Raw genomic sequence first — 14,746 nt, 5'->3', positions numbered from 1 at the left:
CTATGCCCCCGAAACCGCTCTTCTAAAGCGGGTGTCGCAGGTTCGAATCCTGCCGGGGGCGCTACCAGCATTAGCCCGCTGACCCGTGGCGGGACGCCAGATCGATGATCTTTTTGGAGCAGAAATCGGAGCCGCCTCCCCGTCGAGGGCTGCGGCGACCGCCGCCCACCGCCAGGGTTCCGCCTCGGCCACTACGCGCACGGCCTCGGCGATCGCATCGGAACTCAGCTCGGTCGTGGACGTTTCCGGACTACCGATGATGTCGCGCACCTGCGTCCAACGGGCATCCGCCAGTGCTCGTACCGCATCGTCGTCGTCCACCCGCAGTAACCGTCTCCAGCTGCGCTCCGCTGCTGGCCGCCGACGCCGAGTGGCTTCGCGGATACATCGACTGGTGCACCACGCAGCCGTGGGCCGACGATCTCGCCGAGGATCTGCGCGAGCTGCACGCCCAAGCCCGACAGCTCGCCGGATACACGCCCCCGCGGCCCGTCGCCCCGTGCCCGGACTGCGGCGGCCCGCTGTGGCCGCTCGGCGACACCGACACCGGTCGCGGTCTGCTGCGGCGACTGCCGGGCCACACTCTGTGGCTTCGACCTACTGCGTCTCGGAGCTGCACTTGCGTTGCAGAGGACGGCATAGCACTGATGGTCAGTTTCCAGAAGCACCAAGCTAAACGGGTGTGATGGCGTCCCGTCTGGCGGGACAGCACCACACCCGCGATCACTCACAAGACCAGCGATCATTCACAGAGAACTACGCCTCGAATCGACGACTCGCCGTAGTGCCAGTCATTATCCTGATCAACGAACCTGAAGGGATCCACGCGCACACACGCCGTGTCCGGCGCATAGGCAATGTCTAGGCGCACCGTGTACGGCACCAGACAGTCGTTCTGGATGCGGAAGGTCGTGTAGAGAGGCGGAACCTCTTTGACCACGCGCCACGTAACACAGCTAGGAGCGGGTGGCGAAGCGACGTCAACGTCGTCGCCTTCTGCGGTCGCTGCTTCAGGAACCCCCAGCAACATCATCGCAACCGCGGTCGCACCTACCAGTGTTCTTCTCAATTTTCATTCCCCCTGAATTGACGTGGGTCAGCGCTCGCCATGTAGCCATGTCTCGCACTAACTCGTTCGAGCTACTCAAACAACGACACCGGGAAGTAATGACCCCAATTGGCCATATACCCGGCAGCGTCGGTTTCTTCCTTTCGGAGGAGCTGAAGCTCTCGCGTAACGTTGACGACGAATTGAGAGAACGGAACTCTTGCCTCGACGACACAGTCCGCTCGACGCGGTGTCCACATGGTCGTTGTTGTTCAGAGAACTCCGCGTAGCTGACGTACTGAAGGTGAACTCACCAGCATCCGTCTCTGCAAGCATGACGCCGCCGTGCACGCCTGACAGGCGAACCTCGAACGTCTCCGACACCGCGCGCTGCTGATCTTCACTCATGGGCTGTAACGATCTCGCTCATCGAGCGCCAGCGCAACGTTGCCACTCGTTCCCCGGCGCCACGCCAGTGGTGTATAAGGTGATCCCTTCGCCGTTAGCGCTTTCATACACGAACTCTGCGGCGTCGCCCCGGCCTGGACCGAACTGCCAGCGCCAGACTGAAAGACTAGGGTTAGTGCCGGGACGGTTGTACCCGCCAAATTGCATAGTGTCCGACAGGCAGTTCTGGAAAGCATCGGCGGTCTGTTCTGTAATTTCGTGGTCAAGGTCCACATGGACCACACCCTTAGTGGGGTCACCGCACCGCATCTTCAGGGATTGCCCCGAAGGGGACCCGTACTCGGCGACGATGGAACTCGGGAGGGCAGATCAGGGCTAAGGCAAGATCGCGCGGAGTGATCAACTCGGCTCGTAGGGTAGCCGGCCGGGTTGGCGTGCTGGGCCGGGAGATGGAGGATGGCCTCCTTCTGGGATCATGGAAATTGCGAAAAACCAAACTCCAGAAGAAGGCCATCCGTTGTCATTTTCTCATGGCTCGTCATGGGCGTCGTTTCCGGGTAGCGCCGACGGTGATGATGCCGATCTGGCGGAACTGATGAAGTTGCTCGGCAAGGTGCCGGATCGCCGTAAGCGGAAGGGCCGTGTGTACAGTTTGGCGTTCCTTCTCGCGGCGTCGTTGATCGCAGTGCTGGCGGGCGCGTCGAATTTTCGGCAGATTGCCGACCAGGTCGCCGATCTGCCGGCGTCGTTACTGCGGAAAATAGGTGGACGATGGTGCTGGTTCCGCGGGTTTTTCCGTGTCCCGGATACGTCCACGATCCGGCGCGCACTGGAAAATGTCGATGTAGCGAAGCTGGAAGGACTGATCGGGCCGTGGCTGCTGCGTCATGCCCGGCCTATCCCGGGCGGCACGTTGCGACTGGCTATCGACGGCAAAGTGCTGCGCGGTTCGTGGATCGGGGATCACGAGTCGTTCACGCTGTTCTCCGCGATGATCCACTGCGATGGTGTCACCGTCGCCCAAGTGGCCGTTCCCTCGGGAACCAACGAGATCACCCAGGTCAAGACCCTGCTCGACGGTGTCTCCCGCGGTGTGGACGGCCGTGTGGTGGTCACCATGGACGCCGTGCACACCCAGCGAGAGACCGCCGAATACATCGCCGGCGAACGCGGATTCGACTACGTCATGACAGTAAAGGGAAATCAAGCGGCGCTTAAGAAAAAGATATACGACCACACTCTTCCGTTCTTGCGGAAAGCCCCGCATCATGTCGTCGTCGATGACACCCACGGCCGGATACGCCGTTGGACTACCTGGATTACCGACGCCGACGGAATCGATTTCCCACACGCTCGCTCCGTAGCCTGCGTCAAACGAGAAGAAAAAACCCTTTCCGGAGAACTCGTGAGCAAAGAGCACGCCTGGATCATCACCAGCCAGAACACCACCACAGTCACCGCCGAAGTCCTACACGACCAAGTCCGCGACCATTGGGGAATAGAAAACAAAAGCCATCACGTCCGTGACACAACATACCGGGAAGACGCACAACAAATCTATACCGGCACCGGCGCCCATATACTGGCAACATTACGGAATACCGCAATATCGATGCTTCGCATAACCGGACACAACGACATCCGCCGGACAACCGAATGGATCAGCAGGGACCGTACACGAACACTCCCCGTCCTGTCACTCCAAGTTGCGGGGCGCAACACACAGTGATCTTGCCTTTGCCCTGGAGGGCAGATCCATCAAAACACGCCCAGGCGCGCACAGCCTTTATTCACGTCGGCCGCATTCTGCACCGCAGCGTCACGAGTAGCGGAGGTAGCCGAAGCCGGAACCGACCCCAGCAGGAAACCAGCGACTACGCAGGAAACAGCGCCAGCACGTTGTAGTGATGTCATGCGGTCCACGCTAACCAGATGAGCACCGTGCACCCGCAAAATCCGCTTCAATCACTCGAAAAGCGCAACGCAAACCATCGTCGTGATCTTTCTTCATTTTCTTAGAATTCCCGCATTAGCCCTGACTTTTCATGTGGGTCGGTTGTGTTGCGGCGTGCCTGAACACAGAAAGTGCTCCTGACCTGGGAGGATACGGGTGTCTGACGTCCGTATCGCAACCAAGGTGAGGAGCACTTTCGAGGTGCAGGCTACTGGGTGGTCGCGGGGTTTGGAAGTCACCGCTGATGGTGAGGGGATCGTGTCGCACGCCGGGCTTGCGCTGCTGCGCGGGTTGACCGATAAGACGGGTTTGACCGCAGGCTTGTCGAAGGCGCTGGCCGGCACCCGGTTGCTGGTGCATAACCGGGGCCGGGTGGTAGCGGATGTGGCGTGCGCGATCGCCGACGGGGCGCGGGCGATCAGCGATTTCCGGGTGATGGGTGACCAGCGGGAGCTGTTCGGGCCGGTGGCGTCGGTGCCCACCGCGTGGCGGACGTTGGAAGAGATCGCCGACGGCGGAACCCGCACGGCGAAGAAGATCACCGCCGCAGTGAACACTGCCCGCCGGTATGCGTGGGACCAGATCGTGACACGCCACGGCACGCTTCCCGGGGTGCGCATCGCGGACAAGACCCTGGAGGGGGTGACCTGCGTCCGCATCGACGCGACGGTCACTGACGCGCATTCGGACAAGGAGTGGGCGGAGGCGAACTTCAAGGGGTTCGGCCATCACCCGCTGCAGGCCTACTGCGACAACACCGGGGGTGAGCCGCTGGCGTGGATGCTGCGCCGCGGTTCGGCCGGCAGCAACACAGCCGAGGACCACATCGCCATCACCGATAGTGCGATTGCCGCGCTGCCACAACAGTTTCGGAGGCGGTTGATGGTCACTGTGGACGGTGCCGGCGCCAGTCACGAGCTCATCGCACATCTGGACAAGCTCGCGTCCCGGCGCGGATACCAGCTCATCTACTCGGTGGGGTGGGCGCTGACCGAGCGGGAGAAGACCGCGATCCGGCTGGTGCCCGAGCGGGCGTGGGTGCAGGCGATCGGGCCGCGCGGGCAGCTGCGTGAGCGACGCGCCGAGGAAGCCTGCGACAACCCCCGGTGCACACACGCCCGCTGCTGGGTCGAGCAGGCCCACGTGGCCGAGCTGACCGGGCTGCTGCGGCAGGGACCAGGCGGCGACCAACTCTCCGCCTGGCCGGAGAAGATGCGGGTGTTCGTGCGTCGCGAACGTCCCCATCCTGGGGCGCAGCTGACCCTGTTCGAAACCCAAGACGGGTGGCGCTACACGCTGTGGGTCACCAACCGTCCCGAGACCACGAAGGGGTGGCTGGGGCAGTCGCAGTACATCGACGCCGCGCACCGGGTGCACGCCCGGGTGGAGGACTGCATCCGCACCGGCAAGGACACCGGCCTGGGCCGATTCCCCTCCCGCGACTTCGCGATCAACACCGCCTGGCTGACCACATCCATGACCGCCGCCATCCTGCTCTCCTGGCTCAAACTCCTCGCCCTCGACGGCGCTCTGGCCAAAGCCGAGCCGAAAACGTTGCGCTACCGCATCCTGCACACCGCGGCCCGCCTCGTCCGCGGCGGCCGCCGACGACGACTCAAAATTCCCCGCACCTGGCCCTGGGCCACCCAGATCGAGAGCGCCTGGCAGCGCATCACCGCCCTGCCACAAGCACCCTAACCAGCGCCAACCCGCCCCTACGACCCAAGAAAGACCCCGGGGCCCGTGGAACCCCCGGCCACCCGGCCCGACAGCCGGGCAACCATCACGCCCAGGCCGCGAAAACCAGCCCCACCACAGCAAAACCCAACCCCCTCACCCGCTCACCGACCGCCATGAAAAGTCAGGGTTAGCGCTTCAGTCGAGCAACAGAAGGGATTCCGCCACATGACCCGCTCTCCGATCGTCCGCTACCGCGACGGCAGCACCCTGGTTGACCGGGCGAGAGCGCCCGCGTCCCGGCCAGACGGGAAGGCAGGCGGCCCCGCACCGCCAGAAGGGGCGCTCTGAAGAGCACAGAGATGTCCTCGCCGGACGGGCAGGCCAACGGGGTGAGGGGTCGCGCTCGAACGCTGCGGTTCGGTCGTGGCTGCGCTGCCCCACCCGACCAACTACCGCCGCAAGGGCTATCAGGCCGTGTCAAGGGGGTAACACTTGCGCACAAGGCGTACCGTGACCAGCAGCGGTTGCCCCTTGACACGACCTGATCGGGCTTCGCCGGGTCGACGACGTGAGGGCAGAGGCCCTCCCTTTCGGGGCGCGCCCAAGGACCTCCGAGCGCGCTTAGTTCGGCCCAAAAGCTCCGGAATGCTTTCGAGGGAGGAGCCCCATGCCCGCCGTCCACATTCCTAGCCGCGACGAGCTCGCTTTCGCGGTCAACACTGCGCGAACTTGTCTGCCCTCACCTCCGAGACTGGCCTACTACAGCGGCCTCGGCTTGCTGGCCGTGTTTGATGTGCTGGAGTGGCCAGTTGCGGTGGCCATCGGGATCGGGGCGGTGGTCGCACAGCGAGCCGCCCGCCGAGTCCAGACAAGATCGTGAACTAGGCGTGGCGGCCGGAAGGCTCTCCTAAAGCGGGTGTCGCAGGTTCGAATCCTGCCGGGGCGCAAAACCGCTGGTAAAAGCCGTGGGGGCTGATCTAGTTCAAGATCAGCCCCCACTTTATCCCCGGCTACGTCCCCAACTCCTGCATCACCTTCACCGAAACCAACTGACCCACACCACCGAGCGGAGAACGAAGCACGCTCCCGCACCCTTCGTCGAGTGCGGGGGCGCGTTCGTCGTTTCCGGGGGGATTACACAGGCGGGACAAGACCCGGCAGGTAGCCCTTGCCGTCGCATTGCGGGCAGGTGCGCCATTCGGCCATCGTCATGCCGGTCTGCATGTCCTCGGTGGCCTGCACGACGTAGATCCGCGGTTCGCTGATCTTCCGCATCCCACCGCAGGTGAAGCACAGTGCGTTCGGACCGCCAGCGCGCATCTGCTCGTCGTCGTCGTTGTTGCCCACCATGCCCCTACCTCATCATGCGGGCGGCCCGAAGCCGCGTTGGCGGCCCGGTGTTTCGCGGCAGTGCCGACATCTCGACTGCGCCATCACCGTGCCCATCTCACCCGTGGTCATTGACATGATCGCGCGCGGCAGCGTCACGTACCGGCTGCCATCACAGCCGCGGCAGCGCGACGTCGTCTCGCCGGTGTCGCTCATCGCTACCTCCTACACCGCGGGCGGACTCTCCAGCTGGCCGGAGCCGTCGCACGTGTTGCAGTTGTCATCGCAGTCGACCTGTTCGGCTTCTTCGCCTTCGCTCTTGCGCCGCGATTGGCTACGTACCTCTGTGTATCCCGTGCCATTACACGAGGGCCGCATGAACAGCATCGTAGTGATCCTCCCCCTGTCGGTAATCATCTGTCGAGGTACCCGGCGCGCGGGGAAACGGTTGCGGCACCTGCCGCGCGCCGATTCCCACCAGCCACCAATGCGAGTCGGCCGTGCCGCTGTCGCGCGCCGGGGCGCGAGCGCGCGCAGCCGCTTCGCGTCGACGGTGACCATCCGCAGTTCTCGTCCGTAGTCCGCGACGCCGCCAAGGCGCGGTCAGGACTGCTGCCTCGAGTTCCGCGAGCGGTGGGCCGCTGCGATTGCGGCGATGAGACCGGGGAGTGCGTGCTCGGCGAACCGTCCGTAGCCGAGCACGAACGCGGGTGCGGCCCGGTCGGGGTCGGCCCAGTGCTGGGCGGCGCCCTCCACCAGCGCACCTCGTGCGCGCGCGTCGTCGAGCAACCCGTTCTCGTCGGTGCCTGGCGGCAGGCGGACGTAGACGTGCAGACCCGCCGCCGCACCGGTCGGGGTGGCTTCGGGAAAGTGCGCTGCAAGAGCCTTGAGCGCCGCATCCCGCCGGCCGCGGTAGATCGGGCGGACCCGCCGCAGGTGCCGGGTGAATCCGCCGTCCTCGACCAACCGCGCGAGCGCGAGCTGCTCCAGCAGCCCCGACCCCATGTCGTCGAAGAACTTCTCCTGGACGAGATCACCCACCAGGGATTTGGGCGCGGCGACCCAACCGAGCCGCAGCGCGGGACTCAACGTCTTGCTTGCCCCACCTGCGTAAACGACGTGTTCGGGGTCGAGCCCCTGGACCGCGCCTGCTGGAGCGCGGTCGTAGCGGAACTCCGCGTCGTAGTCGTCCTCGATGACCAGGACGTCGTGGCGCTGGGCCCACCGCACCAGTTCCCCGCGCCGCTGCGGGCTCAGGACCGCACCTGTCGGGTAGGAGTGCGCCGGTGCGACGAGCACCGCAGCGACCTGCTGCTCGCGCAGCCGGGCCACGTCGATGCCGTCGTCGTCGACGGGCACGGGGACCACGTGGATGCCCGTCCTTTCGACTGCCCTGCGGTGGAAGGCGAAGCACGGGTCCTCGACCGCGATCCGCTCGGCCCCGCGGGCGCGCAGGAGGCGGCAGAGGAGCACGAGCGCCTGTGTGAATCCGGTCGTGATGACCATCGTCTCGGGTGCCGTGCGGACTCCTCGCACGCGACCGAGATAACCGGCCAGCGCGGCCCGGAGCTCGGGCGCGCCTTGCGGACCCGGGTAGGTGAGCCTGCAATCCGGTGTGCCGGCGAGTGCGGCCCGGTAGTGCCGGTACCACTCCCGCCTGGGGAATGTCTCGGTGTCGGGCAGTCCGCCGACGAACCGAGCCGCCGCCGTCGGTGCCGAAAGCGGCTCGATGCTGTCGGCAGGCGCGACGTCGCGGACCCGCGTGCCCGATCCGCGACGCGCCACCAGGTAGCCATCGGCGATCAGGTTCCGGTATGCCTCGACGATCACGGTGCGGGAGACCCCGAGATCGCCGGCCAACGCGCGGGACGGCGGCAGCAGCGTGCCGGCCGCCAGGCGCCCGTCCTGGACCGCCGCGCGCAACCCGTGCTCGACCTGCTCCCGAAGCCGACGCGGAGCGGATCGATCCAACGGCACCAACACGTCCGCCGGGAACTCCGAATGCGTTGAATTGGTTTGCTTGTTCATGATTAGATTGGATCTTGTAGCAACCCAATCGGCGCCGCAAGATCGGGGCATGGACCGATTCCACTCCCCGCTGTTCACCCGCTTCGAGCCCGGGCCCGCCCTGAATCCGGCCGGGCCGGTGCTGGTGAGCGGCACCGAACTCACCCTGCACCGCCGCCGCGATCTGGTCGGCGTGGCGCGCGCCGGGATCCGCCTGCGCCGGGGTTGGTACGCGATGCCCGGCGCGGTCGGGTTGTGGCTCTGGGTCTCGCCGCTGGAGGGCAAGAGCGGGGCGCTCTCGGTTTGGACCGGCGAGCACGACCTGCAGCGGTTCGTCGGCCTGCCCGCGCACGTCGAGATCATGCGCCGCTTCCGCGACCGGGGCACGGTCCGATCCACCACCTGGACCGCGGACGTCCTCGACGCGCGGAGCACGCTGGGCGGCATGCGACGGTGGATCGACACCAGCCCGGAGCCTGTCGTCGGAAAACCCGCACACTGATCGGCCGGAACTGCTCCGAATGTTGTAGCCGTGCGGCAGGAACCCGCGTCCTGTATGCACCCGTTCCACGGCGAAGATCGACGCTCGCGTTCTCGCACATCGAGCTTGGCCGAGCACCCTCGCTGGCGAGCCTCGCCGACGTGCTACCAACGACGTGACGAACGGAGAGCCAATGCTGATCACCAACGTCCGCCCGTGGGGCGGCCAGGCCTCGGACATCGAGCTCCAGGACGGCCGGATCAGCGCCATCACCCCGCACTTGACGCAGGCCACGAGCGCCGACTCGGTCGACGGCCGCGGGCGGCTCGCCCTGCCCTCGTTCTCCGACGTCCACTGCCACCTCGACTCGACCCGGCTGGGCCTGCCGTTCCGGCCGCACACCGGCAGCCCGGGGATCTGGCCGATGGTCATGAACGACCGCGAGAACTGGCGCGACGCCGAGTGGAGCGTCGCCGAACGGGCCACCTACACGCTCCGCCGCATGATCGAGCAGGGCACGACCCGGGTGCGCAGCTACGCCCAGATCGACGCGGACTGCGGGCTGGAGCGCTTCGAAGGGGTGCTGGCCGCGAAGGAGGCGCACCGCGACCGCTGTGACGTCGAGATCATCGCGTTCCCGCAGGCAGGCCTGCTGCGGGAGGACGGCGTCCCGCCGCTGATCGACGAGGCGCTGGCCTCGGGGGCTGCCGTGGTCGGCGGCATCGACCCCTGCACGCTCGACCGCGACCCGGTGCGCCACCTGGATGTCCTGTTCGGACTGGCGGAGAAGCACCAGGCGCCGATCGACGTCCACCTGCACGAGCCCGGCGAGCTCGGGGTGTTCTCGGTCGACCTGATCCTGGAGCGCACGCGCGCGCTCGGCATGGCGGGGCAGGTCACCATCTCCCACGCCTACAGCCTCGGCAGCGTCTCGGAAGCCACCACCCGGCGGCTGATCGCGGAGTTCGCCGAGCTGGACATCTCGATGGCCACCGTCGCGCCCGCGCGGCACCACTCGCTGCCGCTCACCGAGCTCACCGCCGCCGGGATCCGGGTCGGGCTGGGCGAGGACGGCCAGCGCGACTACTGGTCGCCGTACGGCAACGCCGACATGCTCGACCGCACGTGGCAGCTCTCGTTCACCAACCAGTTCCGCGCCGACGAGCTCATCGAGCACTGCTACGCGGTGGCCTCCCGCGGCGGTGCGTCGATCCTCGACCGCTCTCTGCCGCGGCTGGCGTCGGTCGCCGACCGCCCCGGGCTCGCCGTCGGTGACCAGGCCGACCTGCTGCTGGTCGATGGCGAAACCGTTGCCTCCGCCGTGATGGACCGCGGCCGCGACCGGACGGTGATCCACAACGGCCGCGTGGTCGCCGACGGCGGGGCGTTGACCGCGTAAGGCGACACCGCCCCGATTGGCGGTTCCCCAGGGAGATCCACTTTCGTTAGAAACGGATCATCGGCGCTGGGGAGGGCTTGATGTCAGGCACGATCGTCTGGACCGGTACCGCTGCGCAACGCCGCCTTCAAGAGCTTGGGCTCAATATCGCTCAGGTTGATGAGGCCATCCGGGCCGGAGTGAACGCTAGGCGTTCCAACAACGACTTCGAGCCCCGATCCGCCCCCGGCCTCAAGGACTGGATCGCACGAGTAGGTGAGCTCCGTCGCCGCGTAGTGGCTGAGGCCGGCTGGCGATACGCGGATCCACGGAACGTGCCGTTGGTGTACGAAGCCCACAAGAGCAGGGCATTGGGTGTCTTGTTGGGTGACCAGAACACGGGCGACGCTCGCTCGAAGACGGGCCCCCGGAGCAAGTACCCGAAGGGCGCGGTGATTGCTGAGGCTACGGCGCAAGGTACCGGGCAGCCGACACTCGATCTCGACCTGACGCAGTCGAGCAACCGCGGGCATCTTGACATCGAAGACCTCGCTGCGATGGACGTGTGGTTCCTCGTGACCTATCCCCTCGATGTCGGCGACGAGTTCATGGTGCGCAGAGAGGTCTCATTGGCAGACCCGATCTCTCCCGACAGGCACATCACGTCCTGGAGACAACGACTGGTCTTTCCACCGCTGCGGTTCGCCCCCATCGTGATGCCAGGAGGACCCGAGGACCCGGACCAGATCGATGTCTACGTTCGAGCTCTTCAGCCCGGTGCTGAGTTGGGCTGACCGAGACGGGTGGACAATGGCGGAGTCATGTTCTCGCCAGGCCGCCTCGTACTTGCCCGCCGACGTCGTGGGCTGACTCAGGCTGAACTGGCCAGACGGGCAGGAGTTACCGCAAGGCGCATCGGCGACTACGAACGCGGCCGGCTGGAACCCGACCGCGCGGCATTGGGTTCCCTCGCCGAGCAACTCAGGTTCCCGCTGAACTTCTTCGCAGCACCTGAACCCGATGAGATCGCATCGGGTGCGCCTTCCTTCAGGGCGCGCAAGAAGACCACAGCGATCAAACGCGATGCCGCGACGAGCTCGGCCGTTTTCGCAGTGGAGTTCAACCGTTGGCTTGAAAGCCGTTTCGACCTGCCGGAAGCCGCGGTGCCGATCATCGATCGGGTGGACCCGGAGATCGCAGCGGAGATGGTGCAGGCGTCATGGGGCATCGAGCTCAAACCGACGACGAACATGGTGCACCTCCTGGAGTCACGCGGGGTTCGACTGTTCGCCGTGTCACCGGAAGATGCCGAGGTCGACGCTTTTTCACTTTGGCATCGAGGGCGGCCGTTCATCTTCCTCAACACCCTCACTTCGGGGGAACGCGGCCGGTTCGATGTCGCACACGAACTCGGGCACCTGGTGCTCCACTCAGGGGCTGCGGAGCTACCGTCGCAGGAAGCGGAAGATGAAGCCAACGCTTTTGCGAGCGCTTTCCTCATGCCGCGCACGAGCGTGCTCACTCATATGCCAAGAGAACCGCTGACAAGTCAGATCATCGAAGGCAGGGCCATTTGGCGAGTGTCAGCCATGGCGCTAACGCACCGGCTTCGTGACCTCGGGCTTCTCACGGGTGATCACTATCGGTCCGCATGCGTGGAACTCAGCCAGCAGGGGTTCCGCGGGGCCGAATCCGGCGGGATTCCCCGGGAAAATTCTCAACTGTTGACGAAGGTCTTGCGTGCGCTTCGCGGACAGCGGATCAGCCTTGCAGACGTCGCCGATGAACTCTGCCTCCCACTAGAGGATCTGACCAATCTCATGCTCGGGCTCAGCATCACCGCGGTACCGGGTACCGGCGCGGGTCGAGGTTTTGATGCCAGGAGAACGGCCCGCCGGCCGCGACTAACCCCGATTACACCTAGCTGATCACACGCGGCGGTGACGGGCTCCCGATCGCCCGGGAGGGCACGGACCGGCCACTGCTCGTGCTCAGCTTCTCCCCCGTGCACCTGTCCCGATGACCACCGCAATTTCAATGGAAATTGCGTTCCTCCGGCGTGTCGGACCACGACACGCCGGAGGCTGTGGACAACTCACGCAATTTCAATGGAAATCGAAGGGGACCGGCCGACCTCGGCATCGACCTCGGCATCGGCATCGACCTCGGCATCGGCATCGGCATCGGCATCGGCATCGGCATCGGCATCGGCATCGGCATCGGCATCGGCATCGGCATCGGCATCGGCATCGGCATCGGCATCGGCATCGGACAGGATCCTCGGGGGCACCGGCCGCAACCCAGCCTGGACGCCCTGAAGCCCGAGGGCCGTGAGGTCTTCTGAGCTGCGCTGGTTTGTGCTGGTTTGCGCTGGTTCAAAAGACTCCCGGCCCACTGCCAGCGAAATCGTGTCCGGCCCCGCCCCAGAACAGGCGCTAGAAGTCGAGCGCCGCCTGCATGCCAGCGGTGTTGCGCCGCTCGAAGTCGAGCAGGTGCTGCTTCCGGTCCAGCCCGCCGCCGTAACCGGTGAGGTTGCCGGTGGATCCGACGACGCGGTGGCAGGGCACGATGATGCCGATCGGGTTCTTGCCATTGGCGAGCCCGACGGCCCGCGAGGCACTGGGCTTTCCGATCCGCTCGGCCAGCTCGCCGTAGGAAATGGTTTCGCCGTAGGGGATTTCGCACAACCCCGACCAGACCGTGCGCTGGAACGGGGTGCCGACCAGCGTCATGGGCAGGTCGAACTCGTTGCGCTGCCCCGAGAAGTACTCCTCCAACTGCTCGATCACCGGCCCGAAGGGCGCGGTGTCCGGCTCGCCGAAGTTCTCCTCCGGCGGGCGGTGTCGCTGATGCTCCATGTAGAGACCGGTCAGGGCGCCGTCGACGGCGACGAGCGTCAGCGGGCCGACGGGGCTGTCGATGACGGTGTTCACCGGGTGCACTGGAATCCTCTCCTCAGGCCGGTAGCCGGTTGATCGCGTGGTCGCCGGTCGCCCACAGATACTGCACGGCGTACGCGCGCCAGGGACGCCATGCAGCGGCATGACCGGTCAGTGCCGCAGGCGTCGAGGGCAGCCCCAGGCTACTTGCGGCGTACCGGATTCCCAGGTCGGTGGGCACGAACGCATCGGGATCGCCCAGGGCGCGCATGGCGATCGTCTCGACGGTCCACGGGCCGAATCCGGGCAGCTCAGCGAGCTGGGCACGAGCCCGATGCCAGTCGCTGCCGACGCTCAGATCGATACCACCACCCGCCAAGGACTCGACCAACGTGGTGATGGTCTTGCGGCGAGCCTTCGGGAAGGCGAGCGTGTCCGGATCCAGCGACGCCAAGGCACTCGCATCCGGGAACAAGTGGGTCAACCCACCGGCGGGATCGTCGACCGGCTCGCCGTGAGCCGTCACCAACCGAGCGGCATGCGTGCGTGCCGCAGCAGTCGAAACCTGCTGCCCGAGCACGGCGCGCACCGCGAACTCCGCAGCGTCGACGGTGCGGGGCACCCGACGCCCCGGCTCCTTGTCGACCAACGGCGTGAGCACCGGGTCGGTGCGCAACAGGTCGTCGACGGCGACCGGATCGGCGTCGAGGTCAAGAAGCCAACGGCAGCGGGTGATCGCGGCCGACAGGTCCCGAAGATCGGTCAGGGTCAACCGGCAGTCGATGTACTCGGGCTGCGGCCGGAGCGCGAGGACGCCGTGCCCGTGCGGCAGGCGCAAGGTCCGCCGATAGGCCCCGTCAAGCCATTCCTCAACCCCGGGCACTGCGGTCGCGGCGAGGTGCCCGAAAAGGTTGTCCGGGCACAACGGAGCCCGGAAAGGCAACCGCAACGCGAGTGATCCGGCTGCGACCGGCTGCTGCCGGGAAGCCCGCGCTCGCAACTCGGTGGGCGCGAGGTCGAAGATCTCGCGCACGGTGTCGTTGAACGTCCGCACGCTGGCAAACCCAGCGGCGAAAGCGACATCGCTCATGGGCACGGTCGTGGTCTCGATCAGCAGTCTCGCGGTCTGCGCGCGCTGCGCCCTGGCCAGGGCAAGCGGTCCGGCCCCAAGTTCGGCCAGCAAGTGCCGCTGGATCTGCCGCACGCTGTACCCCAACCGAGAGGCGAGCCCGGGTACGCCGTCCCGATCGACGACCCCGTCGGCGATCAGCCGCATGGCCCGCCCAACGAGGTCGGAGCGCTCGTTCCACTGCGGAGACCCGGGGCTGGCGTCGGGTCGGCACCGCTTGCAAGCCCGAAACCCGGCCTGCTGAGCAGCGGCGGCGCTCGGGTAGAACCGCATGTTCTCCACCTTGGGAGGAACAACGGGGCAGCTGGGCCGACAGTAGATCCCGGTGCTGACGACGGCGGTGAAGAACCACCCGTCAAACCGAGCGTCCTTGGACTGAACCGCCCGCACACACCGAGCCACATCCTCGTGCATACCCACCAGCATCACCGGGGTCCGGGCCGCAAGCTAGCG

14 protein-coding genes and 1 tRNA gene are annotated in these 14,746 nt (G+C 66.2%); 10 read left to right on the top strand and 5 right to left on the bottom strand.

Annotated elements, in window-relative coordinates; genetic code table 11:
* The first annotated feature begins 4 nt into the window (after positions 1-4).
* The 5 genes from FDZ84_RS15300 (at position 5) to FDZ84_RS15280 (ending at position 5,970) form a co-directional block, all read left to right on the top strand.
* Positions 5-61 (top strand) — tRNA-OTHER (locus FDZ84_RS15300).
* A 232-nt stretch (positions 62-293) separates the two neighbouring features.
* Positions 294-686, top strand: coding sequence for a hypothetical protein (locus FDZ84_RS15295; protein ID WP_168586458.1), 393 nt, complete (start codon positions 294-296; stop codon positions 684-686).
* 1,245 nt (positions 687-1,931) lie between these two features.
* Positions 1,932-3,185 (top strand): ISAs1 family transposase, encoded by a 1,254-nt coding sequence (locus tag FDZ84_RS15290; protein ID WP_168586439.1) that lies wholly within the window; start codon positions 1,932-1,934, stop codon positions 3,183-3,185.
* Between the two features lie 381 nt (positions 3,186-3,566).
* The gene (locus tag FDZ84_RS15285) at positions 3,567-5,108 is read left to right on the top strand and encodes an IS1380 family transposase (protein WP_246868362.1); all 1,542 of its coding nucleotides are present in this window, start codon (positions 3,567-3,569) and stop codon (positions 5,106-5,108) included.
* A gap of 649 nt (positions 5,109-5,757) precedes the next feature.
* The gene (locus FDZ84_RS15280) at positions 5,758-5,970 is read left to right on the top strand and encodes a hypothetical protein (protein ID WP_168586457.1); all 213 of its coding nucleotides are present in this window, start codon (positions 5,758-5,760) and stop codon (positions 5,968-5,970) included.
* 254 nt (positions 5,971-6,224) lie between these two features.
* Here FDZ84_RS15280 and FDZ84_RS15275 read toward each other — a convergent pair whose 3' ends face one another.
* The 3 genes from FDZ84_RS15275 to FDZ84_RS15265 all read right to left on the bottom strand — a co-directional run bounded on the left by FDZ84_RS15275 (position 6,225) and on the right by FDZ84_RS15265 (position 8,447).
* Entirely contained in the window at positions 6,225-6,440 is a 216-nt protein-coding gene (locus tag FDZ84_RS15275; RefSeq protein ID WP_168586456.1) for a hypothetical protein, read from the bottom strand.
* Positions 6,441-6,452: 12 nt separating this feature from the next.
* Positions 6,453-6,635, bottom strand: coding sequence for a hypothetical protein (locus FDZ84_RS15270; RefSeq protein ID WP_168586455.1), 183 nt, complete (start codon positions 6,633-6,635; stop codon positions 6,453-6,455).
* 387 nt (positions 6,636-7,022) lie between these two features.
* The gene (locus FDZ84_RS15265) at positions 7,023-8,447 is read right to left on the bottom strand and encodes a PLP-dependent aminotransferase family protein (protein WP_168586454.1); all 1,425 of its coding nucleotides are present in this window, start codon (positions 8,445-8,447) and stop codon (positions 7,023-7,025) included.
* Between the two features lie 49 nt (positions 8,448-8,496).
* On the opposite strand from FDZ84_RS15265, the gene FDZ84_RS15260 reads away from it, so the two are divergent.
* The 5 genes from FDZ84_RS15260 (at position 8,497) to FDZ84_RS15240 (ending at position 12,629) form a co-directional block, all read left to right on the top strand.
* A complete protein-coding gene (locus FDZ84_RS15260; RefSeq protein ID WP_210435571.1) occupies positions 8,497-8,928 on the top strand; it encodes a hypothetical protein in 432 nt (143 codons plus the stop codon).
* 172 nt (positions 8,929-9,100) lie between these two features.
* Positions 9,101-10,306: an amidohydrolase gene (locus tag FDZ84_RS15255; RefSeq protein ID WP_168586453.1), complete on the top strand. Its 1,206-nt coding sequence runs from the start codon at positions 9,101-9,103 to the stop codon at positions 10,304-10,306.
* 80 nt (positions 10,307-10,386) lie between these two features.
* Positions 10,387-11,079: a hypothetical protein gene (locus tag FDZ84_RS15250; RefSeq protein ID WP_168586452.1), complete on the top strand. Its 693-nt coding sequence runs from the start codon at positions 10,387-10,389 to the stop codon at positions 11,077-11,079.
* A gap of 27 nt (positions 11,080-11,106) precedes the next feature.
* The gene (locus FDZ84_RS15245; protein WP_168586451.1) at positions 11,107-12,213 is read left to right on the top strand and encodes an ImmA/IrrE family metallo-endopeptidase; all 1,107 of its coding nucleotides are present in this window, start codon (positions 11,107-11,109) and stop codon (positions 12,211-12,213) included.
* Between the two features lie 131 nt (positions 12,214-12,344).
* Positions 12,345-12,629, top strand: a complete 285-nt coding sequence (locus tag FDZ84_RS15240; protein WP_168584097.1) for a hypothetical protein — start codon at positions 12,345-12,347, stop codon at positions 12,627-12,629.
* A 91-nt stretch (positions 12,630-12,720) separates the two neighbouring features.
* Here FDZ84_RS15240 and FDZ84_RS15235 read toward each other — a convergent pair whose 3' ends face one another.
* Positions 12,721-13,227: a methylated-DNA--[protein]-cysteine S-methyltransferase gene (locus FDZ84_RS15235; protein WP_168586450.1), complete on the bottom strand. Its 507-nt coding sequence runs from the start codon at positions 13,225-13,227 to the stop codon at positions 12,721-12,723.
* A gap of 13 nt (positions 13,228-13,240) precedes the next feature.
* The gene (locus FDZ84_RS15230; RefSeq protein WP_168590079.1) at positions 13,241-14,707 is read right to left on the bottom strand and encodes an AlkA N-terminal domain-containing protein; all 1,467 of its coding nucleotides are present in this window, start codon (positions 14,705-14,707) and stop codon (positions 13,241-13,243) included.
* Positions 14,708-14,746: the final 39 nt, after the last annotated feature.

It is taken from the genome of Saccharopolyspora sp. ASAGF58 (assembly GCF_012277335.1).
Taxonomy (GTDB): domain Bacteria; phylum Actinomycetota; class Actinomycetes; order Mycobacteriales; family Pseudonocardiaceae; genus Saccharopolyspora; species Saccharopolyspora hattusasensis.
Note: the sequence above shows the minus strand (reverse complement) of the source record. Positions and strands in the feature narration are given on the sequence as shown.

Excerpts from the sequence above, each read along its gene's own strand:
- FDZ84_RS15290 (WP_168586439.1), top strand. The coding sequence starts at position 1,932 with ATGGAAATTGCGAAAAACCAAACTCCAGAAGAAGGCCATCCGTTGTCA.
- FDZ84_RS15280 (WP_168586457.1), top strand. The coding sequence starts at position 5,758 with ATGCCCGCCGTCCACATTCCTAGCCGCGACGAGCTCGCTTTCGCGGTC.
- FDZ84_RS15275 (WP_168586456.1), bottom strand. The coding sequence starts at position 6,440 with ATGGTGGGCAACAACGACGACGACGAGCAGATGCGCGCTGGCGGTCCG.
- FDZ84_RS15270 (WP_168586455.1), bottom strand. The coding sequence starts at position 6,635 with ATGAGCGACACCGGCGAGACGACGTCGCGCTGCCGCGGCTGTGATGGC.
- FDZ84_RS15265 (WP_168586454.1), bottom strand. The coding sequence starts at position 8,447 with ATGAACAAGCAAACCAATTCAACGCATTCGGAGTTCCCGGCGGACGTG.
- FDZ84_RS15260 (WP_210435571.1), top strand. The coding sequence starts at position 8,497 with ATGGACCGATTCCACTCCCCGCTGTTCACCCGCTTCGAGCCCGGGCCC.
- FDZ84_RS15255 (WP_168586453.1), top strand. The coding sequence starts at position 9,101 with ATGCTGATCACCAACGTCCGCCCGTGGGGCGGCCAGGCCTCGGACATC.
- FDZ84_RS15250 (WP_168586452.1), top strand. The coding sequence starts at position 10,387 with ATGTCAGGCACGATCGTCTGGACCGGTACCGCTGCGCAACGCCGCCTT.
- FDZ84_RS15245 (WP_168586451.1), top strand. The coding sequence starts at position 11,107 with ATGTTCTCGCCAGGCCGCCTCGTACTTGCCCGCCGACGTCGTGGGCTG.
- FDZ84_RS15230 (WP_168590079.1), bottom strand. The coding sequence starts at position 14,707 with ATGCACGAGGATGTGGCTCGGTGTGTGCGGGCGGTTCAGTCCAAGGAC.